Origin of the sequence: Enterococcus sp. FR204 (assembly GCF_031143325.1) — a bacterium.
Lineage (GTDB): Bacteria > Bacillota > Bacilli > Lactobacillales > Enterococcaceae > Enterococcus_B > Enterococcus_B faecium.
This window is the reverse complement of record NZ_JAKZIW010000011.1, coordinates 1-24,231: the sequence shown is the minus strand read 5'-3', so window position 1 is coordinate 24,231 and position 24,231 is coordinate 1. Positions and strand designations below refer to the sequence as shown.

The window sequence follows — 24,231 nt, the reverse complement described above, 5'->3', positions numbered from 1 at the left end:
GAAAAGATGATCCAGCTACCAGCAGAAAAAATATTGCTCGATCAATCCTATCAAAATTGGAAAGAAGCGTTGACCGAGATCGGCCAGTGGATGACCCAACAAGGGGGAATCAAACCGGCATATATCCAATCAATGATCGAAAGACAAGAAAAAGCGAGTGTCTATATCGGGAATTTCGTAGCCTTGCCACATGGGACTGACAAAGATGAAGAAGTAGTAGAAGAAGGAATCTATTTAGTCCAAGTGCCTGATGGTGTGGACTTTGGAACAAAAGAGGAACCAAAAATCGCGACACTCTTATTTGTAGTGGCTTTAAAAAAAGAACATCAGTTAGCGGTGCTCCAAGATTTAGCCTTTTTCTGTTCAGACATCGACCAAGTAATGGCGCTCAGTGATGCGGAAACCATTGAAGAAGTCCAAATGATTTTTGAACATGGACATATATAACCAATGTTCACAGTAAAAAAAGCTGCCTTGCATCAAGTAATAACTTCAACCAAGATAAAAATAAGAGGAGCTATTTTTGTTGGGAGGTTCTTATTACTGCGGATGCAAGCTTTTGAAAACTATTTATTCTAGAAAACCGTTTATTTGAAATAGGGGACGGTGACAAGGTTTTTGTCACCGCCCCTATTATTTTTGTGTTTTAATAGCTCTTTTTTATATAGATAGTGCCCATACCTATGAATAATAAAACGATACTCCATATACCAAGTGTCAAGATACCATTCATGAAAGTAACCTGTTCTGAAGCTAGTGGCGAGAAAATATCTCCTCCTATGATCACATTTTGAAAATCAACATAAGAAGTTGGCAAGTAATGACTGATTGATTCTATCCATCCAATCGAAGAAAACAAGCGATACTCTGCTAAGAAAAGACAAAGAAGTGTACCTAAAAGATTGACTAGAGAATGTTCAAATAAAGCAGATAGAAGAAAACTGATTGTACTTAAAAAGAGCACCCACAACAACAGGAACAGAAAGCTCTGGAAAAGATACGCATACATCGGAAGGATTCGTATCTCCTGACCAATGATCGTTCCTACAGGATAACGGAAGTCTCCCAAACCATTTTTGATTATTACTAGTATAGAGACGATCAAAAATGGCATCACGAGACTTAGCATAGCTGCACCATAATAAACGGTAAAACGGATGCTATGTTTCTTTACCATACTATCCGATAATAGATTGACTAGAGAGATTACCTGCTTTCTTTTTTCATAAGAGATGATGGAAGAAAGAAATAAGGGGGTTATACATAAAATCAAAAAACTAGAAATCATTCCTGAAAAAATATTTTCATAGTAATTCGCTAAAGGGAGATGCGCTGGCAAGTCAAAAATAGAATATCTTTGGATCTGATGTTCTTTCATATAACGGAGCAACTCGACACGTTTTTGTTGTTCAATGATTGGAATTCCTTGTCTTTGACCAGAAATCAGTCGATCCAATATATCTTTTTCATAATGATAAGTTGCTTCGACCATTTGCTGGACATTCCCTGTGTTTTTTGCATGTAAGATTGCTTCGATCAGTTTGTTGCTTTTCTCTAAACTTTCCACAAATTCTTTCTCATTCTCATCTTCTTTCAACGTTTCAATCAAACGTTGCATCTCTTCATAGTTATGATTCAGTTCATCGAATTCTGTATAAGCAAGTTTATGATCAAAAAAAAGTGGGAATGCAAAGAGCACGACCAACAATAGAGGAAATAAAAAGTTTACTTTGTTTTTTAGTAAGAGATTGCGTTCAAATGTAAGTAAAGACATAGTTACACCTCATATAATTTACGATAAATAGCTAAAATCTCTTCCATATTTGAGGATTCTGTGACGATTTCTCCATTTTTTAGAAAACATGCTTTAGAACAAATCGATTGGATATTCGCGATAGCGTGGGAAGAAAGAAGAATCGTCTTCCCCTCTTTCTGCCATTGTCTGATGAGGCTATTCAAGATATCAATACTTCCTGGGTCTAATCCGTTCAACGGTTCATCGAATAACATGACAGATGAATCACTGATCAAGTAAGCAGCAAGCAAGACATGTTGTTTCATTCCTAGAGACATTTTTCCAATCGGCAAAGTAAGGTACTCAGTCATCTTCAATCGTTGGAAAACAGTTTGGCATTCTACTTTGCTCTGCCAATAGTATTTGATCAAAGTCAAATAATCAACAGCCGATAGATAGTCGGATAACTGATTCGTTGATTCTAGAAAAAAGAAAGACCGGCGATAATCTGTATAAGCAGTAGGAGAGATGTTGTGAAGGGACAATTGATCATAAGTTGTTGGTAGCAGTTGGGCAATGCCATTCAGCAAAGTTGTTTTGCCAAATCCGTTCGGGGCAATCAAAGCAGCTACTTCTCCTGATTCTACTAAAAGATTCAATTGTCGAATCACACGTTTTTTACCACGTTTCATGTTCATGTTTTTGATCAGTAATGTCATAGATAGGCCTCCAATATAAAATTTAATAACATAATAGAATGAAAAACATCTAAATGAAATGCTAACAAAAGTTATTGTTTACATATTATAAAAAAATTAAAATAACAGTTTTATTTAAAATTGAAGTTTTCTGATACCGAAATCTTTTTATTTTGCTGACATACTCAAACCTTTGGCACAAAGTTTCGTGCCAAAGTACGACTATTTCTCTTTTTAGTAAGCGGATACAATTAGAGTATCAAAAGGAGAGAGGGAGAGACAAAATGGAACGGACGATTCCCAAAAACAACATTTCGCTAAAAGCGAGGGTACAAAAATTAGGCAGTACTTTATCAAGCATGGTCATGCCAAATATTGGAGCACTGATTGCCTGGGGTGTATTAACGGCTCTATTTATCCCAGATGGTTATTTACCAAATGAGGCTTTCGCTACCATGGTAAGCCCAATGCTAACTTATCTGATTCCTTTATTGATCGGTTATACTGGCGGAAAAGTAATTGCTGGTGACCGCGGATCAGTTGTTGGGGCAATTGCAACGATGGGTGTGATTGTCGGAACAGATATTCCAATGATGCTAGGCGCAATGATCATGGGACCTCTTGGTGGATATGCCATCAAGAAGTTTGATCAGCTGTTCCAAAAACGGATCAAATCCGGTTTTGAAATGTTGGTCAATAATTTTTCAGCTGGTCTTATCGGTTTTGGATTAGCGTTATTAGGTTTTTCTGCGATTGGTCCAGTTGTCGATGCATTGACTCAAGCAATGGCAAAAGGTGTAGAGATCATTTTATCTGCCCATTTGATTCCATTGACAAGTATTTTTATTGAACCAGCAAAAATCTTATTTTTGAATAATGCAATCAACCATGGGATTTTAACACCATTGGGAACTGAACAAGTAGCAGAGGCTGGAAAATCTATTCTATTCTTGCTTGAAGCAAATCCTGGTCCAGGACTTGGCGTATTACTTGCTTTTACTTTGTTTGGCAAAGGAGCAGCAAAATCTTCAGCACCAGGAGCCATGATCATTCACTTTTTAGGCGGGATCCATGAAATCTATTTTCCTTACGTTATGATGAAACCGTTATTATTCTTATCAGTTATAGGCGGAGGAATGTCAGGAAGTTTCATTTTCCAATTGATGGATGCTGGACTAAGAGCGCCAGCTTCTCCAGGGTCGATCATTGCGATTCTAGCGATGACACCGTTCAATTCTTACCTTCCTGTTATTTTGGGCGTGATTGTTGCCGCAGCTGTTTCGTTTGGTATTTCTGCAGTAATTTTGAAAGCGGATGCGAAAGATACAAATGAAGACTTTGAAAAGTCTGTGCAAGAGACAAAAGCAGCTAAACAAGCATCTAAAGGTGCCCAAGGTATTCCTCAAGGAACTGCGCTATCTGGCGTACAAAAAATCATTTTTGCTTGTGATGCAGGGATGGGATCAAGTGCGATGGGCGCTTCGATCTTGAGAAAAAAAGTACAGGAAGCAGACTTGCCTCAAACGGTGACTAACCAAGCAATCAGCCAACTGACAGATGACTCGAATACATTGATCGTTACTCAAGTCGAACTACAAGAAAGAGCAAAACAAAAAGCACCGAACGCGCGTTTTGTCTCAGTAGAAAACTTTTTGAATTCACCTCGATATGATGAAATCATTCAAGAATTGAGCAGCAAACAGGAACCATCAGTTTCTGAAATCAAGAACGAGCCAACAGAAGAGTTTCTTTCAGCAAACATCAAACAAATTAAAGAGATTCTACTTGTCCACGATGATCGTTCGGGATCAGCAACAATGGGGATGACCGTGCTCAAAGATATATTAGACAAGAACCATTTAACTATCCCGTTACGAAAAGTCAACATCCAGGAGTTAAAAGGGGAGCCTGATTCACTGATCGTAGCCAAAGAAAGTTTAGCGGAAAAAGTACAGATGGCTGCGCCTCAATCCATTCATTTATCAGTCAACAGCATGGTCAATCCGCAAAAATACGAATCGATTGCACAATATTTGAAACAGACAGCTTAAGGGAGGAAAACAGCATGCAAAGTTTGCCATTCGACATGATCGAGCTCAATCGATCATTTAAAACCAAAGAAGAAGCGATCCGCTATTGCGGTCAAAAGCTTGTAGAAGCAGGATGCGTTGATGAGGAATATATCGATGCCATGGTAGAAAGAGACAACATGTTATCTGTTTACATGGGGAATTTTATCGCGATTCCTCATGGAACAGATGAAGCAAAAAAATATGTGAAAAAATCCGGCATTTGTGTCGTACAGGTGCCAGACGGTGTCAATTTTGGTACGGAAGAAGAAGAAAAGATTGCGACTGTTTTGTTCGGTATAGCAGGAGTCGGCGATGAGCATCTGCAACTTGTACAGCAAATCGCACTTTATTGCAGTGATATGGACAATGTTGTCCAACTAGCAGACGCGCTCAGCAAAGAAGAAGTAACGGAAAATCTAGCAATTGCTTAAGGAGAGAGAAAAATGAGAGCAGTACATTTTGGTGCAGGAAATATCGGTCGAGGATTTATTGGAGAAATTTTGGCAGCTAATGGATTTGAGATTACTTTCGTAGATGTGAATCACACGATCATTGATGCTTTAAATGAAAGAAAAGAATACGAAATCGAATTAGCAGATGAATCAAAAGAAAGAATCACTGTAAAAAATGTCAAAGGAATCAACAATCAAACAAATCCAGAAAAAGTAATCCAAGAAATCGCTGAAGCAGATTTAGTCACTACCGCCATTGGCCCGAATATCTTACCTTTTATTGCCGAGTTGATTGCAAAAGGTATCCAAGAAAGAGAAATGGAAGGAAACACAACACCTTTAGATGTCATTGCCTGTGAAAACATGATTGGCGGTTCAGCATTTCTAGAAAAAGAAGTGTATAAATATCTTCCAGAAACATCATTTACTGACAAATATATCGGCTTTCCAAATGCAGCAGTCGATCGAATCGTCCCATTACAACACCATGAAGATCCTTTATTCGTCCAAGTAGAACCTTTCAAGGAATGGGTCATTGACGATAGCCAAAGAAAAAATAAAGAAATCCAATTAAAAGGGGTTTTATATGTAGATGATCTAGAACCATATATCGAACGCAAACTATTTAGTGTCAATACTGGTCATGCGACTGTCGCTTATACAGGTGCCTTATTAGGTTATCAGACCATTGATGAAGCAATGCAAGATGCGTTAGTTGTGGCACAATTAAAATCAGTTCTGCAGGAAACAGGAAGTTTGCTGATTGCCAAATGGGGGTTTGATGCAGAGCAGCATCATGCGTATATTGAAAAAATCATTCATCGCTTCCAAAACAAAAATATCTCTGATGCGATCACACGTGTCGCTCGGACACCATTACGTAAGTTAGGTTATCAAGAACGGTTTACACGGCCAGTGAGAGAACTACAAGAACATAACTTGACTTGTCCACATTTAACGGCAACAATGGGTATTATTTTTAATTACTATGATCCTGAAGATGAACAAAGCCGTCAACTGCATGAAATGAAAATCCATGAAAACTTAGAACAATTGATCCAAGAAGTCACAGGAATCAATGATCCGAAAACAATCGGGAATATCAAGCAAAACGTGAACCGTTATGCCAAGCAAGTCGCTTAAAATAGGATACGAAAAAGGGGAATGTGACGCAAATTTTGTCACATTCCCCTTTTTCGAATAACTAGGCTGTTTGTCCTTCAAGATAGGGCAGGTCCAACTCTTTACCGTAACGTTGTTCTAAAGCTAGGCGGATCAAGCGAGCTGCCAGGTTCTCATTTCTTGCAAGGATAGGTCCATGGAAATAAGAACCGAAGACATTTCGGTAAATGACACCTTCAGATTGGTCTTCACCATTATTTCCTTGACCTTGTACCACTTTCCCCAAAGGTCGTTCACCTTCACCTAAGAAAGTCCGACCATTGTGGTTTTCAAATCCATAATAAGTTTCATTGAATTCTTCGTTATGGATAACGATATCACCGATAAACCGGTTATTTTCCTGACTTAACGTGTAGTGATCCAGTGCACTGATTCCTTGGATCTTTTCTCCATTAGCTCCCATGTAGTAGTGACCTAGCAATTGGTAGCCACCACAAATGGCTAACATGACGCCATCATTTTCGATATAGTTGATCAAAGAATCTTTCTTTTTCTGGATGTCTTTTGAAATGATTAATTGCTCAAAGTCTTGACCACCGCCAAAGAAAACCAAGTCATATTTATCAGCATCAAAAGGTTCATGTATACTAACGATCTCCGTATGGCAAGAAACCCCCATTTTTTCTGCTATATATTTCAACATCAAAAGGTTTCCGTTATCACCATATGTGTTCATCAAATTTCCATAAAGGTGGGCGATATTGAGTTCATAATTAGCCACGGTTCATTCCTCCTTTGATAAATCCTTGAGCAGCTAGTTCTTTACGAAGCTGCAATACAGCAGTGTAAGTAGCTAAAATATAGACATGCTCAGTTGGCAATTCTTTGATTTTTTCGATTACTTCTGGTAATTCTTTTGTTTCTGTCAATTTATTTTCTGGAATCCCGGCAACTTTTAGACGTAAAGTCATATCTGTATGACGGTCTCCTCCAGAAATAACAGCTGGGATATCCATATCAGCAAAGTTTTCAAAATTACCATCCCAAATCCAGCTGACATCGATTCCGTCTGCGTAATTGGCATTTAATAAAGCCACTAAAGAAAATGGATAAGGAGCTAGACCAATCATATCGATTACTTGATTGATACCTACAGGATTTTTGACAAGTACTAATGTACATTTTTTCCCATTGATATTGATGACTTCTTGTCGGCCGAACACTTTCTCGTCATATCCTAAACCTTGTTTGATTTTATCAGGATCGACATTGAAGTACTCTGCCACTGCAGTAGCTGCTAAAGCATTGTAGACATTATACATACCGCCAACTTCGATTCCGTATTCATGACCATCGATCACGAAATCTGCTGACACATTGTCCATCCGTACCATATCAGTTAATCGATAATCCAATTCAGGACGTTTGAAGTCACAATTTGGACAGTAATATTTCCCTAAGTTTGCATAAGTGATCATTTTATAATGCAAGATGTGATGACAATTTGGACATAAGACACCGTCTGTATTGTAATGAGCCATTTGTTCACGATCTTCTTCATGGTCAAAGCCATAATATTTTCTAGGATTGACTGTTTCGATAGAATTGAAGATTGGTGAATCACCGTTACTGATAATCGTTGCATTTGGTGACTTTGCGGCACCGTCTACAATCATTTTATAGGTCGTATAGATTTCTCCATACCGATCCATTTGATCACGGAAAATATTTGTAAATAAGAACAGTTTTGGTTTCATATATTCTGTGACTTTGCTCAAACTTGCTTCATCTATTTCTAGGACAGCAAACTTTTTCTGTCCTTTTTTTGGTTTTGCCTGCAAGAAAGTCGATACAATTCCCTGTACCATATTCGCACCAGTAGGGTTGGTTAGAACTTCATCGAATTGCTGGCGCAAAATATTGACTGTTAAAGCGGTAGTCAATGTTTTACCATTTGTTCCGGTGACAACGACGACTTGGTAGTCTTTTGCCAAACTATCTAGTATATGTGGATCGACTTTCAGCGCTAGTTTACCTGGTAAACTTGATCCGCCTTTAAAAAAAGTTTTTAATGCCCATTGCGACGTTTTTCCAACTGCAATCGCAAAATGACTGCGTATTCCCATTATGTAACCTCCAAAAACGATTTGCTGACGAATAAATTCAACTAATCATACCATATGTTGAAAAAAAGGTTAAATTGCTTTTCTTATTCTTAAGAAAAGGTTACGGCTGAAAGTGCATGAAATCGGACAAAATCGCATGATTTAACAAAAAAGCAGCTTGAAACAAAATGATTGTTTCAAGCTGCTGTGATTTTATTATTCCCTCTTACCTATATTCCCATTTTAACCGATAATAATTTTCTCGCTTGGATATTCATAGCCTAGATCTCGTGTTTCTTTTGGTACGAATAACATCAATGTATATAGCATTCCGATCCGCCCAATAAACATCAGTGCAGCAATCGTGATTTTGCCCACAACAGACAAGTCTCCGGTAATCCCTAAAGATAAACCAGTTGTTCCAAAAGCAGAAGTTACTTCGATGATGATCGAGATTAGCGTTTGTTCCTCTGTAGCAGATAAAAAAACGATACAAAAGAAACACATACCAAGAGAAAGCATAAAGACAACGACTGATTTTCGCACATCATCTTGATCGATTCTCCGTCCAAAAATATTGATGTTATCTTCACTTTTGAGGAAGGAATATAGATACAAACCGATGATTGCTACAGTAGTTGTTCGAATCCCGCCACCTACAGAACTAGGACTGCATCCGATAAACATCAGTAAAGAAAAAATGATCAGTGTTGTGATTTGAAAATCACCCAAATCGTGAATCTGCAGACCAGCATTACGAGTCGTAATCGAATAAAACATCGAATTGATCCATTTGACACTCATATTGGAATCTTGGAATAAATGGTCCTTTTCCAATAGATAAATCAAGACAGTTCCCCAAACAAACAAGATAACAAAAGCTAACACAGCTAATTTGGTAAACAAGGAAAAACGAAACGGAAGCTTCGCATTGGAACGTTTGTATAATAGCCATTCCCGGCACTCCATCAATACAGGAAAACCAATTCCTCCGACAAAAATCAAAAACATGATCAGGATCAAGAAAAAATAGTCATGTGCAAAGGGCTTGATGGAATCCCCAGTGACGTCAAACCCAGAGTTCGTGACAGCCGATATCGCCTGATAAAAACCGTAAAAAACGGCATCACGCCAACGATCAAAATAGCCTCTGTAATAAAAATAAATAGAAAAGAATGTCCCAAAAAGTAATTGAAACCAGATTAAAATAGCAAAAGTGATCCGAATCAGTCGGACGATACCAGACAAACGCGGTTGATTCATATCCGTCATGATCAGCTGTCGCTGTTTCAGTGTGATTCGTCGTTTAGAAAAAATGACAAAAGCAGTAGAAATCATCATGATCCCCAAACCACCAACTTGAAATAATATTTCCAGCAGTATAATACCGTTATCATTGAACACAGAATTGATATCAAAAGTCGATAGTCCAGTCACACTCACTGTACTGATTGCCATGAACAGCATGTCCACAAAAGAAACATGGCTATCTGGTTCGCGAAAAATCGGCATATAAAATAGAACGAGTGATAAGACCGTCATCAATATATAATAAAAAACGATGATTTGGATCGATGAGAAATGATTGGCAGCAAACTTCTGTCCTCGCCGCTGCAGCCTTCGAAAGAATAAATCAACATGCACAGTACTATCCTCCTGACAATAGTCGTTTCTACCAGTATACAAGGGGAATTAGGAATACTCAAAGAAATTATTAAACAGATAACAATACAGCTTTCGATTAAAATAGAAATGGCTTATAATAAGGCAAATCCTAGAAAAAAGAAGGAGGAGGAATAACAAATTGATTAATGCTCAACAAATCGTAGAGAAAATGAAAAATCAAAAAATAAATTATGATACAGTTCTGAAAAAAATGATCATGCAATGGGAGAAAGAAGAAGTAAAGCCTAAGATATTAATACATACATGCTGTGCTCCTTGCAGTACGCACACATTGGAATTCATGTCTCAATATGCAGAGATTACGTTATTTTTTTCAAATTCGAATATTCATCCTAAAAGTGAGTATTTGCGAAGATTACATGAACAAAAACGATTTGTAGACCAATTTAATGAGAAAACTGACCATCATGTTGCGCTAATCGTTGATGAATACCGTCCAAATGAATTCACCAAAATGGTTTTAACAAACCATCTTGAAAACGAAAAAGAAGGTGGTGCTCGCTGCAGTGCATGCTTCAATATGCGATTAGATCTTGTTGCGCAAAAAGCGCAAGAACTAGGATACGATTACTTTGGAAGTGCCCTGACCATCTCGCCAAAGAAAAATGCAGCTTTGATCAATCAGATCGGAATGGATATCCAAAAGATTTACGGGACACAATACTTGCCAAGTGATTTCAAGAAAAACAAAGGCTATGAACGCTCTTTGCAAATGTGCAAAGAGTATGATATTTATCGCCAATGTTATTGTGGTTGCGTGTTCGCTGCCAAGCAGCAAGGATGCGATCTGAAAGAAATCAATCGGGAAGCAAAAGCTTACTTAAAAACATCAACCGTAGTTTTTGAGGAAAATTAAAGAAATCTTTCGGAAAAACGTAAGAAAAAAATAAAGAATTTATGGTAGAAATAAGGTAGACTGTATAATTTGTCCGTAGTAAAGTAAGGAAACAAGAATAAATTTCAATGAAGGAAGAGATAAGATGCGAAAAGTAGCACCTATTTTGAAGCCAATCGCTGTATTAACAATCTCGACGATTGTCGCGACTACTACAGGTATTGTGAATAGTTCCAGCTACCGTGCACCAAGTTCAAGTTCTAGTACTGTAGAAGAAACAACACCAACTACTTCAGTCTCGACATCTGAACCAACAACAACGGAAAGTTTGAATGAAACCACTACGACAAGTACATGGGACGATACAACAACTAGTTCGTCGTATGATGAGACATATACAACTGACAGCTCAAGCGAAACAAGTAATACGGTACCAGATGGCACTCCATCGGATTCAACCAATCCAAGTACAAGTCCGGATACAAGTGCTAGCTCCGAAACGATACCAAGCAGTACGACTGTAGATGATAACACGCAAAATGATGATGCAGCACGTACAGCACAGCAAAACCAAGATTCAGGAAATACACAAACGTATAACCAGCAAGCAGGTGATTCTCAATGACATTTTTACTAGACCTTATCAACGGGGTGCATAAATTCCTTGGCTATTTAGACATCAGTCCTAAATATCTTAACCGTGGATATACGATTTTAAGTGTGATTCCCACGCTTTATTTATTGAGAATTGTTTATGGACTTTGGCAAAACCAAAACTATCTTCAATTTTTCTTATATGGACTTGCATTTCTAGTGCTTGTTTATTTTACTGTTTTAAATGTATTTTATTACTTTTTAGATAAAAACACGAAAGCCGATGTCACTCAGCTTTTTGTGAAGTATTTACCTGATGAAGCGTTCAACATCCAGACAGAAGAATCGATAGATAATGGAAATTCGATCGATAAAGTGAATACACAAGAGGTCATGGTTTCTTATGACGAAGATTATCAATTGAAATTAGCCGAGAATATGCGGTATTTGATTGGAAATGGTGAGATCAAAACAAATGAACTCGGTCGCATGGATGGATTTCTGGTCGACAGAAATACATTGTATCCTTATTACTATGTCAAGAAAACAGGAGAGAAAGAGTATGTTCTAAATATTGGACGAAGCTACTCGGACATGGAAAAAGTAGGGACCATTCGACTTGACTCAACAGAAGACACATTGGAACCTGTAGGATTGTTCATCGTCGGCGGTGATTTTGTCAAAGACGGGTTACGCTATCATGAGCCTTATCGTCTGAAATTGATTGCAAAAAAGGCACAGTCGCAGGAAGAACCAGTGGTTTATAGTCGTAGCCAAAGAAGAAGACATTCATAATGTGATGAAACGCCGTGTATCAGTGGTTGCGATAAAAACGTTTATTCGGAATAAGGGGGATGTGACACGTCTTTTGTCACGTTCCTTTTTTATATAACGAGAAAGATAAGACGAACACATCACTTATTCTTTCCTTTCATTTATAAACATTGTAGAATAAAGAAAGTACAACGAAGTATTGTGAAAAAACGTAATAAATAACGAGGAAAATACAAGTAGGAGGTAAGCTGTGAAAGAATTTTTGAAAAATTGGGGGATTTTGATCCTTGTATTAGCGGCTATTTTATTAGCTAGAGTGTACGTGTTTACACCAGTTACTGTAAACGGGCATTCGATGGACCCTACATTAAGTGATGGACAACGATTGATTTCATCTAAGATCTCAAACTATGAACGAATGGATATTATTACTACAAAGGAACCGGGGGATGAAGAACGGATGATTGTTAAACGGATCATCGGTATGCCTGGAGATACAGTCAAGATGGAAAATGACCAGTTGACCATTAATGGCAAAAAGTATGATGAACCTTATCTGGATGAGTTCAAAAAAGAATTTTCAGAAGATAAGTTACAAGGAGAATATGCTTATAGCTCAGGATTCCAAGCACAAGCAGAAAGTTCATCCACCTTTACGAGTGACTTTGAATATACTGTGCCAAAAGGAAAGTATCTTGTTCTAGGCGATAACCGCTTGATTTCAAAAGACAGCCGAATGTTTGGGTTAGTCGACAAAGATATGATCCAAGGAAAAGTTGTTTTCCGTTATTGGCCTCTTTCAGAAATCAAAATCATGTGATAAAAAAATAAAAAGAAGCTGTGACATGTTTTTTGTCACAGCTTCTTTTTCCGAAAATTCCTTCTTATTTCTTGGAGTTGCTCACTTTTTTTGCAATCTCATTTTAAGCTTTTTGGCTGATGGATAAGAAAAGCGAAGCGTTTTTGTTCATAAATAGCTTTTCCCCACGATGGAAGGTATGACTAGTAGCAGAGACAAAGCCCGTTTTTTCCAATCGATTATTCAATTCTTCTTGGCTAAAGCCATTATGGACTTTCGGATGACTAATTTGTTCATTCTTGTCAAAGTCTACGATGATCAATTGACCGCCAGGAGCTAAAATTTCATAAAGTTTTGTAAGAATATTCTCCGTATCAGGAATGTGTAAAAGTACAAGTGATAGAAGGATGAGATTAGCTTGGACAGCAGGAAATTCGACAGAAGCATCAGCGTGGATCGTTCGGACATTTTTCAGATCTGCTGCTTGGATCTTTTCTTCTGCCATTTTCAGCATAGTTTCCGAAGCATCGGCAATGATCAGTTCTTCGAATCTTTCCGCAAGCGGTAAACTAACAAGCCCAGTTCCGCCTCCGTAATCCAGCAGGACTTTTTGGTGGCTGTCGCGCGGTAGATAGGTAGTTAGTTCTTCGCGAATAATCTTGGCTAATGCTTGACGGTCAGGGGAATCATAATTGTTAGCGATGGAATCAAAAATATTTTTTGTCATCAAATAGCTCCTTACGTAAAACTTTGAAATTTTAACTTATTATAGCACGTGAAAAGAAAGAAAGCATGCTATACTCAATTCAAAAAGGGAGAATCTAGAAAGAATATGCCGATATCGTTTGTAAAAGATAGAGAGGAAAAAGGAAAGTGTGTCCGAGAAATATTACTAGACTTGCCTGAGTGGTTTGGGCTTCCTGAATCAACGGAAAAATATATCGAGGAATCAAGTAAACTACCTTTATGGTGTGAAAAAAGAAAAGAAGAATATTTAGGCTTTATCACTCTTTCACAGACAAGTGAAGATACTGCCGAAATCTATTGTATGGGAATAAAAAAAGACTATCATCACCAAGGATTAGGAACAAAACCTTTTAAAGAAGCAGAAGGTTACGCAGCAAAACATTACAAATATTTGCAAGTGAAGACTGTAGACGAGGGGCACTACTCTATATATGATCAAACTATTTGTTTCTACGAATCATTAGGATTTTCAAGGTTGGAAGTTTTTCCAAATTTATGGGATGAATAGAACCCATGTTTAGTTCTTGTCAAAAAATTGGAACAAAAGTGAGCAATAGATTTAATACTAATCTGTGCTTGATGAAAATTCTCACTGTAAAAAATGCTGAAAATCAAGTATAATACCATAGGAACAAACTGGAAGGTGAAAAAGAGCATGGCACAACTATTTTTTAAGTATGGCGCAATGAATAGCGGCAAGACGATCGAGATCCTAAAAGTCGCACATAATTATGAAGAACAAAATAAGCCAGTTGTCTTAATGACAAGCGGTATTGATACAAGAGATGGTTTAGGCGTTGTTTCAAGCCGAATCGGACTGAAACGTAATGCGATGCCGATATTTGAAGAAACAGACGTATTTGACGTAATTCAGAAAATGGAAAGCAAACCCTATTGTGTGCTGATCGATGAAGCGCAATTCTTAAAAAAGAAACATGTCATTGCTTTTACGAGAATTGTGGACGAATTGGATATTCCGGTTATGGCATTTGGTTTGAAAAATGATTTTCGAAACGAGTTATTTGAAGGATCAAAATATTTATTGCTTTATGCAGACAAAATCGAAGAAATGAAAACAATCTGTTGGTTCTGCCACAAAAAAGCAATCATGAATTTACATTATATTGATGGAAACCCTGTTTATGAAGGCGATCAAGTGCAAATTGGCGGAAATGAAGCTTATTACCCCGTTTGTCGAAAACATTACTTTCACCCATCAATGATTACAGAAGGAGAATAAGCATGTACGATCAATTACAAGCAATTGAAGACCGTTATGAAGAGCTTGGAGAACTTTTAAGTGACCCAGAAGTGATTTCTGATACAAAGCGTTTTATGCAGCTTTCAAAAGAAGAAGCAAACACGCGCGAAACAGTCGAAGTTTATCGTCGTTATAAAGAAGTAGTACAAGGAATCACCGATACAGAAGAACTGCTTGGTGAAAAACTGGATGATGAAATGGCTGAACTAGCAAAAGAAGAATTATCTGAATTAAAAAAAGAAAAAGAAGTCTTAGAAGAAAAAATCAAGATCTTGCTTTTACCAAAAGATCCAAATGACGATAAAAATATCATCATGGAAATCCGTGGAGCAGCAGGCGGAGACGAAGCAGCATTATTCGCTGGCGATCTTTTCAATATGTACCAAAAGTATGCTGAAGCACAAGGCTGGAAAACAGAAGTGATGGAAGCTAACGTTACCGGAATCGGTGGATATAAAGAAGTGATCATGATGATCACCGGAGACAACGTATATTCGAAATTAAAATATGAAAGTGGTGCGCACCGCGTCCAGCGTGTTCCTTCAACTGAATCGCAAGGGCGTATCCATACTTCCACCGCAACAGTTGTCGTGATGCCAGAAGCTGAAGAAGTAGAGATCGATATTGAAGACAAAGATATCCGTACAGATATCTATCATGCTTCAGGTGCTGGCGGACAGCACGTCAATAAAACAGCATCTGCTGTACGTTTGACTCACTTACCAACAGGGATCGTTGTTGCTATGCAAGATGAACGTTCTCAAATCAAGAACCGTGAAAAAGCAATGAAAATCTTGCGTGCTCGTGTGTACGATAAGATCCAGCAAGAAGCACAAAGCGAGTATGATGCCAATCGAAAATCAGCAGTCGGAACTGGGGATCGTTCAGAACGGATCCGGACGTATAATTTCCCGCAAAATCGTGTGACTGATCATCGTATCGGATTAACTATCCAAAAATTAGATCAGATTTTAGCAGGGAAATTAGATGAGATCGTTGATGCATTGATCATGTATGATCAAACATCAAAACTGGAAGCTATGCAAAATGGGTAAAATGACCTATCGAGAAGTCCTGTCACGGGCTTCTTCTTTTTTAGAGGATCATGGGAAAGAAGCATATAGTATCCAATTTTTATTTTTGGAACGAAAACAATGGAAAAAACTTGATTGGCTCCTTCATATGAACGAAGAGATTTCAGAAGAAGAACAGCGGTTGATCGAAACCGATCTGCGACTTCTGCTTGCAGATCATCCACCTCAGTATTTGCTAGGATATGCAGATTTTTATGATCATCGGTTAAAGGTAACTGAAGCAACACTGATCCCTCGACCAGAAACAGAGGAGTTAGTCGAATGGTGTTTAGACGAGACGCCTGATGTACCGTTAGAAGTGATAGATATTGGGACAGGGACTGGAGCAATTGCTATTAGTTTGAAAGCAGCAAGAAGAAATTGGCATGTATCTGCTGTGGATCTTTCAGAAGAAGCATTAGAAGTAGCGAAAGAAAATGCTCAGAAAGAAGGAACGAAAATCAGTTTTTATCATGGAGATACATTAGGACCAGTAATGGATCAGCAATTTGATGTGATTATTTCTAATCCGCCGTACATCAGTCGGAATGAATGGGAACTGATGGATGAAAGTGCCCGGTCATTCGAACCTAAAATAGCCCTTTTTGCTGAGAACGATGGATTAGCTATTTATGAAAAAATAGCAGTTGAAGCACCAAGCGTACTAAAATCAAATGGAAAGATTTTTTTAGAAATCGGATTTCGCCAAGGTGAAGCAGTAAAAAAAATATTTCAGCAAGCATTTCCAGATAAAAAAGTGGCGATAAAAAAGGATCTTTTTGGCAATGAACGAATGATCCAAGTTTATGGTTGAAGTTGTGGATGAAAAATTTTTTATTTGTTTTTTTATTATAAAAAAACACTTATTTGACAAGGATGTAAACGACTTTTTGGTTTATCAACAAGTTTATCCACTATTGACAAATAGATTATCCACAAACAGTGGAAAACTTGAGGATAAACTCAGACAAAATAAGAATGTATGAAAAAGGGGTTGTGGATAAACTGTGGAAACGAAACGATATGATGAAACAGAATTGCAAGAGGCAGCCGAAGCACTGAAAGAAGGAGAACTTGTTGCTTTTCCTACCGAAACAGTATACGGATTGGGCGCCAACGCTCTTTTACCAAACGCTGTCAAGAAAGTGTTTTCTGTAAAAGGGAGACCGCAAGATAATCCATTAATCGTCCATGTCGCCTCTTTTGAACAAGTAAAAGAGTATGTGGACAACTTTCATCCGGCAGCAGAGAAGATTGTGAAGAACTTCTGGCCTGGACCACTAACTTTGATATTTAAGATCAAAAAAGACACTTTGCCCTCAGTTGTGACGGGAGGATTATCCACAGCTGCATTTCGTATGCCGGATAACAAAAAAACACTAGAAGTAATCGAACTTTCCGGTGTTCCGCTTGTCGGTCCAAGTGCAAATACGTCGGGAAAACCAAGTCCAACGACTGCAGATCATGTATATCATGATCTACAAGGAAAAATTACCGGGATTATTGATGATGGAGCTACGCGAATTGGTGTAGAATCCACTGTTCTTGATTTAAGTGATCCAACAGCCATGCCTATGATTTTACGACCAGGTGCAGTAACGAAAGAACAAATCGAAGCAGTCATCGAATCTCCTGTTGCTATTGATCAGCATCTTGTAAAAGAAAATGAAACACCAAAAGCGCCTGGGATGAAATACAAACACTACTCACCCGATACACGTGTTCTGATGGTCAGAGATGGCGATTGGTCAACTGCAGTTCAATGGGCAAAAAATAAGAAGATCCGTGCAGGTGTCATAGCAAGCCCCGAATTTGCGGATCAAGTGCGGACAGATACTGCAGCTGTTTATATGTATAACGACAACTCAGTAGAAGCGGCGGCTAAAGGATTGTTTGCAGGTCTAAGAGGATTAGATGAACCAACACTTGGATTAGATTTGATTTTTGTACAAGTATATCCAGAAACTGGATTGGGGAATGCTTATATGAATCGCTTGAAAAAAGCAGCAGGACAAAATTATTTTGAAAAATGATCAATTGGTTATTGTCGCATTCTTTTAGTATGATACAATGCTATCAAGTAAATCTTCTATCAGTGAACGAAAAACTAAGCGTAACTAATCGTAATAGAAGAGATACGAATATTTGGCAATTTGTTTTTGATGGGAAAAATAAAATTGTAGGAAAATAAAAAGGAGCTGTTGTTTGTGGTAGATTACAAAACGTTTGATCCTGTTCTTTGGGCTGCGATCGCCAAAGAAGAAGAAAGACAAGAACATAATTTGGAGCTGATTGCCTCTGAAAACTTTGTCTCCGAAGCAGTGATGGCTGCACAAGGAAGTATCTTGACAAATAAATACGCAGAAGGTTATCCAGGGCATCGCTATTATGGTGGGTGTGAATTTGTCGATATCGTTGAAAATTTAGCGATTGACCGTGCAAAAGAATTATTCGGAGCGAAATTTGCGAACGTCCAGCCTCACTCCGGCTCTCAAGCCAACACGGCTGCTTATCTCGCTTTGGTAGAACCAGGGGACACGATCTTAGGAATGGATCTTTCCGCAGGCGGACATCTAACACATGGATCACCAGTCAACTTCAGTGGCAAAACCTATCACTTTGTTGCTTACGGTGTTGATCCGACAACAGAAGTTATTGATTATAATGTGGTACGTATTTTAGCTAGAAAACATCAACCAAAATTGATCGTAGCAGGTGCCAGTGCTTACGGACGAACGATCGACTTTGCGAAATTCAGAGAAATCGCAGATGAAGTAGGCGCAAAACTGATGGTAGATATGGCACATATCGCAGGATTAGTAGCAGCAGGACTTCATCCTAATCCAGTTCCTTATGCAGATATCACAACGACTACCACTCATAAAACATTGCGTGGCCCTCGAGGCGGCATGATTTTGACAAACGATGAAGCATTAGCAAAAAAAATAAATAGTGCGGTATTTCCTGGTATTCAAGGCGGCCCTCTAGAGCATGTGATTGCAGGTAAAGCAGTAGCATTCAAAGAAGCATTAGATCCTGCATTTAAAGAATATAGTGAACAAATCATCGCCAATGCAAAAGCAATGGTCAAAGTGTTCAATCAAGCAATTGGAACCAGAGTCATTTCAGGGGCGACAGATAATCATCTGATGTTGATCGATGTTCGCGAGTTAGGTATAAATGGAAAAGAAGCAGAGAGCATTTTGGACAGTGTGAATATCACGGTAAATAAAAACTCGATTCCTTTTGAAACACTAAGTCCATTCAAAACAAGCGGTATTCGAATCGGCACGCCAGCAATCACTACTCGCGGGTTCAAAGAAGAAGATGCTGTAAAAGTGGCTGAACTAGTTGTCAAAGCATTACAAGCAAAAGATGATAACGCTCAACTAGACGAAGTCAAAACAGGTGTACGCGAATTAACTGAAAAATTTCCGTTGCATAAAAAATAAAAATTTAAATTCCATTAGTAAACAGAAAAGTTCAATGTTGGGCTTTTCTGTTTTTTTCTGTTTATTTTTTGGGAAAACGGATTCTTTGACAATATCGGTGATGCTCTCTAGTATATGAGGTGTAATTTTAGTCTTCACACTAAATCTCAGGGAGGAAAAGTCATGACTGATCGTATCTCGTTAGAAAAGGAAGCAGTAGCATTCAGTGATGCAAATGCGCCTCATCCGCGTATCTATGAACTAGCACCGGAAGAAGGAAGAGCTTTACTAGAAGAAGTACAAGAATCACCTGTGAACAAATATTCCGTCGATATTGAAGACTTGATGGTGGATACTGGCGAATGGGGAAAACTCAATATTCGTCTCGTACGACCAGAAGGGAATATGAATAAATTACCAGTTATTTTTTATATTCATGGAGCAGGCTGGGTTTTTGGCAGTGCTCAAACCCATGATAAATTGATCAGAGAACTTGCGGTTCGTACGAATTCCGTCGTTGTCTATCCAGAATATAGTCGATCACCAGAAGCAAAATATCCAACAGCAATTGAACAAAATTATGCTGTGTTGCAACAGCTGAATAAATTAGCCAAGTCAAAAAATCTGGATCTCGAGAATCTAATCGTTGCAGGAGATTCAGTAGGTGGTAACATGGCTACAGTCATGACGATCTTAACAAAAGAACGAAAGGGCCTCCCAATATCCAAGCAATTGCTGTATTATCCAGTCACAAACGCTGATTTTGATACAGATTCCTATCATGAATTCGGAGAAAACTATTTTTTGACAAGAGAAGGAATGATGTGGTTTTGGGACCAATATACGACGAATGAAGAAGAGCGTGCTGAAATCACAGCTTCGCCTTTGAGAGCAAATATAAATGAACTAAATGATCTTCCTCCAGCAATGATTTTAACGGGAGAAGCGGATGTATTAAGAGATGAAGGTGAGGCTTATGCGCGCAAACTTCGTGATGCAGGGGTTCCTGTTACACAAGTACGCTTCCAAGGAATCATCCATGATTTTGTCATGGTAAATGCTATGGATCAGACAAAGGCAACGCGTGCAGCAATGGCATTATCTACTTCTTGGATCAAGAAAAAAGAATAAGCTTTGCTTGTCCGCAGGAAAACTTCTTTTCAAAAACGGATTTTCTTAGGAAAAATGGCGAGTTTGACTAGTCAATCACTTGATTTTGTTTTACAATTAAAAAGAAACGACAGAACAAAGGAGAGCTTAAAAAATGGGCAAATTTCAAGTGATCGATCATCCATTGATTCAACACAAACTAACTATTATTCGGGACAAAAACTGCGGAACAAAGGTTTTTCGTGAAGTAGTCGATGAAATCGCTATGTTGATGGCATATGAAGTATCACGGGATATGCCATTGGAAGACATCGTGATCGAAACACCGATCACTGAAACAACACAAAAAACGTTGTCTGGTAAAAAAGTAGCGATTATTCCAATCTTGCGCGCAGGTATTGGAATGGTTGACGGTATCTTGGAATTGATTCCAGCTGCTAAAGTGGGACATATCGGTCTTTATCGAGATGAAGAAACATTGGAACCACATGAATATTTCGTCAAACTTCCAGAAGACATTGATGCACGTCAGTTGTTTGTAGTAGATCCAATGTTGGCAACAGGCGGATCAGCAATCATGGCAATCGATGCATTGAAAGAACGTGGCGCGTCGAACATCAAATTTGTTTGTTTGGTAGCAGCACCTGAGGGAGTAAAAGCTTTGCAAGAAGCGCATCCTGATATTGACATCTATACAGCTTCTCTAGATGAAAAATTGAATGAACATGGTTATATCGTTCCTGGACTAGGGGATGCGGGTGACCGTTTGTTTGGTACAAAATAAGTAAATACGAAAAAGGGTGTGACACAGCTTTTGTCACATCCTTTTTTGGTCATTTTTAATGTTTGATGCAGAACAGCTTTTTCACAGCTTTCGTTTGCATATAAAAAAACCATCCCAAAAATGCAGAGATGGTCAAATTCAAATCTTTTTTAGTTCTTTGTAGTTAACGATTACTACACCCTTACTTTGCGTCATCAAGTTCGCATTTTCTGCAGTTTCATCAATCTCAACAACAGCGGAATTTTTCAATTGCTTTGAAATCGTTCCAGTTTGCGACTTGCCGTGAATTGTGAACATTACGTGAGTATTGATCTTGAATTTTTCACCAATTTCCGATGGTACGATAGTTGTATCAAATTTTCCAAAAGTTGCCATTTTCATAAAACCTGCCTTTCACATCAATTATACCACGTTTTATGAAAAATATCATGAAATTAAACTAATTTTCCATCGGACTCTTTACAATCAGCCAAATAGAGTATATAATTTCTTTTGGATAAGGCCAGCTTAGCTCAGTTGGTAGAGCAACGCACTCGTAACGCGTAGGTCGTAGGTTCGATCCCTATAGCTGGCATTAAAAGAGAAGACAGATGTATCAAGGATTTTTAATCCATTGATACATCTGTCTTTTTGTTTAAAGGAAATAAAGTATGCTTTCTTAGCAATAGAGCATGTATTATTTCTATAAAAATTTAGGAGAATAAAACGACTAGCAATATAGCTGTGAAATCAAATATCACATGAACTGCCCAACTTGTAATGATCGAGTTGCTTTTAATGGCAGCTTGGTTGAATAACAATCTTGCCACCCCTTGTATCAAAAGGATGTGTGCTACAGTGTGTAAAATATTTCCATTATCATAAGTACTGTAATGGATAAATCCAAAGATGATTGCTGACAAGAAACTAGCGACAGGAATGCTGAACTTACTAGAAAAAATAGCGAGAAAATACACTGAGAACAATTCTTCTCCAAGTATCATGATAGGCAAAATAATAAATAATAACGGGCTGAAAGCCTCATTTATTGGATTGCCTGTTAAACCCCATTTCAAAATTTGTTGCAAAAATACCGAGACTGCGGCACAGATTACTACATTGATAAAAAAATATTTGGCTATATTTTTGACAGGAGCGACAGGTTTCGAGAACATATTTTTCGTATCTTTTTTACCAAAAACAAGTATAAATGCTATAAATCCAGTGATAGTTAAAGAAAAAATGCTAATGATGGATGGCGCAAATAGCAACCTTAACAAACCGAGTACAACGACAATAGTGCCCAATATCCCTTTTTTTAGTTCTATTTTTTTTCCTAAAATGTTATTCATGATAATAACTCCTACTATTCAGTTTTTGAAGATAGAGTCAGTATACATGAAGAGTTAAAATAGGCAATGTTTTTTTATGAATATTTGTATTGCTAAAAATTTATTTTATATATTCATTTTGATTATACTACTTTTATTTGTAAAAATTTTCTAGCAAAACCAAGTGCTTGCAACTGATTAAGCGTACAATTTTTTAGATGTTCCGGGCGTACTTCAATCATTTCAAAGGAGTTGTTACTTAAATCAATATTTTTTAAATCAGTATCAAAAAAGCTAGCATTTTCTAGATCATTAGTATAAAACATTGTTTTAGTGAGGGAACAGTCTACAAAATCTGCGCTTGATAAGACAGAGTGCTCAAAGTTACTTTCTTTTATGTTTGAACCAGATAAATTTACATAGTCCATTTTACAATTCTCGAATAACGTGTTCCCAATATAACTTTCCATCAATTTAGTACCTGTTAATTTACAATTGACAAATTTCACGCGATGCAACATGCTTTTTGTCAATATACAGCCTGAAAAATCACAGTTTTCGAATATACAGTCGGTAATCTCCATTCTTTGAAAATCATTGGAAGCAAAAAATGCATGCTTGAAAATAGATTTGTAAATAATTGGATGGCAGATTATTTGGTTTTCGATGACCTCTTTTTGTGAAAGGATATTATACAGTTCAAAATCTTCGTTTTCATAGATATGGAAAAAGGATCCTTTATTCACGCTTGCGTCATTAACTTTAGGAAAAATCATATTTAATTACCTCCATTTTCATAAATTCATATTAACAAAAGCTAAACCAACTTACATTAGCAGAAAATGAGATAGGTTTTCGCCTTTTTCGATAACGATAGTGTCGCTATCTCTTGAAACGTTCTTAGAATTGCCCTGAGAGACACAAATTAGGCGTAATTCTAATAAAAATCTTAGAATAAAAATTTTTACTGATTTAATTTAGAATGTTTTTAAAATAAAAATCGTTGCCATAACAGTGTATTGAAAGGTTTTAACAAATCAGTAATGATTTAAAAAAATCTAGATGTAGCGTATACTTTGTTTATAGAATGTAGTGGGAAGAAATATATTTTTGGGAGGAAATTGTGATGTCTAAAAGTGAAGAAATAGAAAACATGGTACTAAAATTATATGATCTCGTTTTAAATCCAGAGATCAAAGAAAAGGAACGTATACTTTTGATAGACGCAAAGACATGCTTAGAAAAAGGTCAGTATTATCCTAAAGTCATAAATAATTTGGAACGTAGTTTACGTCCGTTAGCAATCAGGGGAGAATTGTCTAAACCAGTATCACCGTTTTATATGGAGATATCAACAATAGGAAAATTTGAAAAAGAATTAGGTCGAGGAATGGCTTCGGCACCGATTACTTTTGGGCATTTATAAAAACGGGTTATTCATCTCAATGAATTAAAAAGTAGAGTCAATCACATAATGCAGGCTAGGTTCATTTATTTGAACGGAGTCTGTATTTTTTAATTCTTAAATAAAGAAACAACTGTTTTTATATTGTGTTTTATCCTTTGTTTAACATAAAAACGAGAGTGTAAAATATTTTGTGTAAATAGAAAAAAGGAAGTCTCTTCTGTAGAATAGAGTTACC

General features: G+C 37.5%; 27 protein-coding genes and 1 tRNA gene. 19 read left to right on the top strand and 9 right to left on the bottom strand.

Features of this window, described 5'->3' with window-relative positions; all coding sequences use genetic code 11:
• Window positions 1–6: 6 nt before the first annotated feature.
• On the top strand, window positions 7–447 hold the full coding sequence (locus tag RG571_RS04530; protein ID WP_002287254.1) for a PTS sugar transporter subunit IIA: 441 nt from the start codon (window positions 7–9) through the stop codon (window positions 445–447).
• A 199-nt stretch (window positions 448–646) separates the two neighbouring features.
• On the opposite strand, the gene RG571_RS04525 is transcribed toward RG571_RS04530, so the two are convergent.
• Together RG571_RS04525 and RG571_RS04520 are read right to left on the bottom strand one after the other, a co-directional pair.
• A complete protein-coding gene (locus RG571_RS04525) occupies window positions 647–1,774 on the bottom strand; it encodes a hypothetical protein (RefSeq protein ID WP_002339733.1) in 1,128 nt (375 codons plus the stop codon).
• A 2-nt stretch (window positions 1,775–1,776) separates the two neighbouring features.
• Entirely contained in the window at window positions 1,777–2,454 is a 678-nt protein-coding gene (locus RG571_RS04520; RefSeq protein WP_002287251.1) for an ABC transporter ATP-binding protein, read from the bottom strand.
• Window positions 2,455–2,717: 263 nt separating this feature from the next.
• Here RG571_RS04520 and RG571_RS04515 point away from each other — a divergent pair, with 263 nt between their 5' ends.
• From RG571_RS04515 to RG571_RS04505, 3 genes are read left to right on the top strand one after another with little or no spacing between them, the layout of a single operon-like run.
• Entirely contained in the window at window positions 2,718–4,484 is a 1,767-nt protein-coding gene (locus RG571_RS04515; protein WP_002339734.1) for a PTS mannitol-specific transporter subunit IIBC, read from the top strand.
• A gap of 14 nt (window positions 4,485–4,498) precedes the next feature.
• The gene (locus RG571_RS04510; protein ID WP_002291499.1) at window positions 4,499–4,936 is read left to right on the top strand and encodes a PTS sugar transporter subunit IIA; all 438 of its coding nucleotides are present in this window, start codon (window positions 4,499–4,501) and stop codon (window positions 4,934–4,936) included.
• Window positions 4,937–4,948: 12 nt separating this feature from the next.
• The gene (locus RG571_RS04505; RefSeq protein ID WP_002318658.1) at window positions 4,949–6,100 is read left to right on the top strand and encodes a mannitol-1-phosphate 5-dehydrogenase; all 1,152 of its coding nucleotides are present in this window, start codon (window positions 4,949–4,951) and stop codon (window positions 6,098–6,100) included.
• 61 nt (window positions 6,101–6,161) lie between these two features.
• On the opposite strand, the gene RG571_RS04500 is transcribed toward RG571_RS04505, so the two are convergent.
• From RG571_RS04500 to RG571_RS04490, 3 genes are all read right to left on the bottom strand, one after another.
• Window positions 6,162–6,860 carry a type 1 glutamine amidotransferase gene (locus tag RG571_RS04500; protein ID WP_002287245.1) on the bottom strand — a complete coding sequence of 233 codons (699 nt, stop codon included), beginning with the start codon at window positions 6,858–6,860 and terminating at the stop codon, window positions 6,162–6,164.
• A complete protein-coding gene (locus tag RG571_RS04495; protein ID WP_002318659.1) occupies window positions 6,853–8,205 on the bottom strand; it encodes a Mur ligase family protein in 1,353 nt (450 codons plus the stop codon). Before RG571_RS04495 ends, RG571_RS04500 begins: the two co-directional genes overlap by 8 nt.
• Window positions 8,206–8,427: 222 nt before the next feature.
• On the bottom strand, window positions 8,428–9,828 hold the full coding sequence (locus tag RG571_RS04490; protein ID WP_002318660.1) for a TrkH family potassium uptake protein: 1,401 nt from the start codon (window positions 9,826–9,828) through the stop codon (window positions 8,428–8,430).
• A gap of 160 nt (window positions 9,829–9,988) precedes the next feature.
• Between RG571_RS04490 and RG571_RS04485 the strand changes: the two genes are divergently transcribed.
• The 4 genes from RG571_RS04485 (at window position 9,989) to lepB (ending at window position 12,893) form a co-directional block, all read left to right on the top strand.
• Complete coding sequence (locus RG571_RS04485) at window positions 9,989–10,726, top strand: epoxyqueuosine reductase QueH (RefSeq protein WP_002287242.1); 738 nt, start codon at window positions 9,989–9,991, stop codon at window positions 10,724–10,726.
• A gap of 124 nt (window positions 10,727–10,850) precedes the next feature.
• A complete protein-coding gene (locus tag RG571_RS04480) occupies window positions 10,851–11,330 on the top strand; it encodes a hypothetical protein (RefSeq protein WP_002294107.1) in 480 nt (159 codons plus the stop codon).
• On the top strand, window positions 11,327–12,094 hold the full coding sequence (locus RG571_RS04475; protein ID WP_002302142.1) for a DUF6681 family protein: 768 nt from the start codon (window positions 11,327–11,329) through the stop codon (window positions 12,092–12,094). The genes RG571_RS04480 and RG571_RS04475 overlap by 4 nt, the downstream gene beginning before the upstream one ends.
• Window positions 12,095–12,323: 229 nt before the next feature.
• Window positions 12,324–12,893 (top strand): signal peptidase I, encoded by a 570-nt coding sequence (gene lepB, locus RG571_RS04470; RefSeq protein ID WP_002294105.1) that lies wholly within the window; start codon window positions 12,324–12,326, stop codon window positions 12,891–12,893.
• A gap of 103 nt (window positions 12,894–12,996) precedes the next feature.
• Here the strand turns inward: lepB and RG571_RS04465 are convergent, their stop codons facing one another.
• Window positions 12,997–13,599 (bottom strand): class I SAM-dependent methyltransferase, encoded by a 603-nt coding sequence (locus tag RG571_RS04465; RefSeq protein ID WP_002318661.1) that lies wholly within the window; start codon window positions 13,597–13,599, stop codon window positions 12,997–12,999.
• A gap of 105 nt (window positions 13,600–13,704) precedes the next feature.
• Here RG571_RS04465 and RG571_RS04460 point away from each other — a divergent pair, with 105 nt between their 5' ends.
• The 9 genes from RG571_RS04460 to upp all read left to right on the top strand — a co-directional run bounded on the left by RG571_RS04460 (window position 13,705) and on the right by upp (window position 21,278).
• Window positions 13,705–14,127 carry a GNAT family N-acetyltransferase gene (locus RG571_RS04460; RefSeq protein ID WP_002339735.1) on the top strand — a complete coding sequence of 141 codons (423 nt, stop codon included), beginning with the start codon at window positions 13,705–13,707 and terminating at the stop codon, window positions 14,125–14,127.
• A 147-nt stretch (window positions 14,128–14,274) separates the two neighbouring features.
• Window positions 14,275–14,859, top strand: a complete 585-nt coding sequence (locus tag RG571_RS04455) for a thymidine kinase (protein ID WP_002289675.1) — start codon at window positions 14,275–14,277, stop codon at window positions 14,857–14,859.
• A 2-nt stretch (window positions 14,860–14,861) separates the two neighbouring features.
• On the top strand, window positions 14,862–15,935 hold the full coding sequence (prfA, locus tag RG571_RS04450) for a peptide chain release factor 1 (RefSeq protein WP_002289676.1): 1,074 nt from the start codon (window positions 14,862–14,864) through the stop codon (window positions 15,933–15,935).
• Window positions 15,928–16,767 carry a peptide chain release factor N(5)-glutamine methyltransferase gene (gene prmC / locus RG571_RS04445; RefSeq protein ID WP_131774275.1) on the top strand — a complete coding sequence of 280 codons (840 nt, stop codon included), beginning with the start codon at window positions 15,928–15,930 and terminating at the stop codon, window positions 16,765–16,767. The genes prfA and prmC overlap by 8 nt, the downstream gene beginning before the upstream one ends.
• Window positions 16,760–16,939 carry a hypothetical protein gene (locus tag RG571_RS04440; RefSeq protein ID WP_002300130.1) on the top strand — a complete coding sequence of 60 codons (180 nt, stop codon included), beginning with the start codon at window positions 16,760–16,762 and terminating at the stop codon, window positions 16,937–16,939. The genes prmC and RG571_RS04440 overlap by 8 nt, the downstream gene beginning before the upstream one ends.
• A gap of 21 nt (window positions 16,940–16,960) precedes the next feature.
• On the top strand, window positions 16,961–17,986 hold the full coding sequence (locus RG571_RS04435) for an L-threonylcarbamoyladenylate synthase (protein WP_131774276.1): 1,026 nt from the start codon (window positions 16,961–16,963) through the stop codon (window positions 17,984–17,986).
• A 174-nt stretch (window positions 17,987–18,160) separates the two neighbouring features.
• Entirely contained in the window at window positions 18,161–19,405 is a 1,245-nt protein-coding gene (gene glyA / locus RG571_RS04430; protein WP_308947778.1) for a serine hydroxymethyltransferase, read from the top strand.
• A 162-nt stretch (window positions 19,406–19,567) separates the two neighbouring features.
• Window positions 19,568–20,515 carry an alpha/beta hydrolase gene (locus RG571_RS04425; RefSeq protein ID WP_002318665.1) on the top strand — a complete coding sequence of 316 codons (948 nt, stop codon included), beginning with the start codon at window positions 19,568–19,570 and terminating at the stop codon, window positions 20,513–20,515.
• A gap of 133 nt (window positions 20,516–20,648) precedes the next feature.
• Window positions 20,649–21,278, top strand: a complete 630-nt coding sequence (upp, locus tag RG571_RS04420; RefSeq protein WP_002294095.1) for a uracil phosphoribosyltransferase — start codon at window positions 20,649–20,651, stop codon at window positions 21,276–21,278.
• A gap of 138 nt (window positions 21,279–21,416) precedes the next feature.
• Here upp and RG571_RS04415 read toward each other — a convergent pair whose 3' ends face one another.
• Window positions 21,417–21,659: a hypothetical protein gene (locus RG571_RS04415; RefSeq protein ID WP_002294094.1), complete on the bottom strand. Its 243-nt coding sequence runs from the start codon at window positions 21,657–21,659 to the stop codon at window positions 21,417–21,419.
• A gap of 120 nt (window positions 21,660–21,779) precedes the next feature.
• Between RG571_RS04415 and RG571_RS04410 the strand changes: the two genes are divergently transcribed.
• Window positions 21,780–21,852, top strand: a tRNA-Thr gene (locus RG571_RS04410).
• A 118-nt stretch (window positions 21,853–21,970) separates the two neighbouring features.
• On the opposite strand, the gene RG571_RS04405 is transcribed toward RG571_RS04410, so the two are convergent.
• Both RG571_RS04405 and RG571_RS04400 read right to left on the bottom strand, forming a co-directional pair.
• Entirely contained in the window at window positions 21,971–22,609 is a 639-nt protein-coding gene (locus tag RG571_RS04405; RefSeq protein ID WP_131774278.1) for a type II CAAX prenyl endopeptidase Rce1 family protein, read from the bottom strand.
• Between the two features lie 122 nt (window positions 22,610–22,731).
• On the bottom strand, window positions 22,732–23,364 hold the full coding sequence (locus RG571_RS04400) for a pentapeptide repeat-containing protein (RefSeq protein WP_010723712.1): 633 nt from the start codon (window positions 23,362–23,364) through the stop codon (window positions 22,732–22,734).
• Between the two features lie 350 nt (window positions 23,365–23,714).
• Here RG571_RS04400 and RG571_RS04395 point away from each other — a divergent pair, with 350 nt between their 5' ends.
• A complete protein-coding gene (locus RG571_RS04395) occupies window positions 23,715–24,014 on the top strand; it encodes a bacteriocin immunity protein (RefSeq protein ID WP_002318667.1) in 300 nt (99 codons plus the stop codon).
• The last annotated feature ends 217 nt before the right edge of the window (window positions 24,015–24,231 follow it).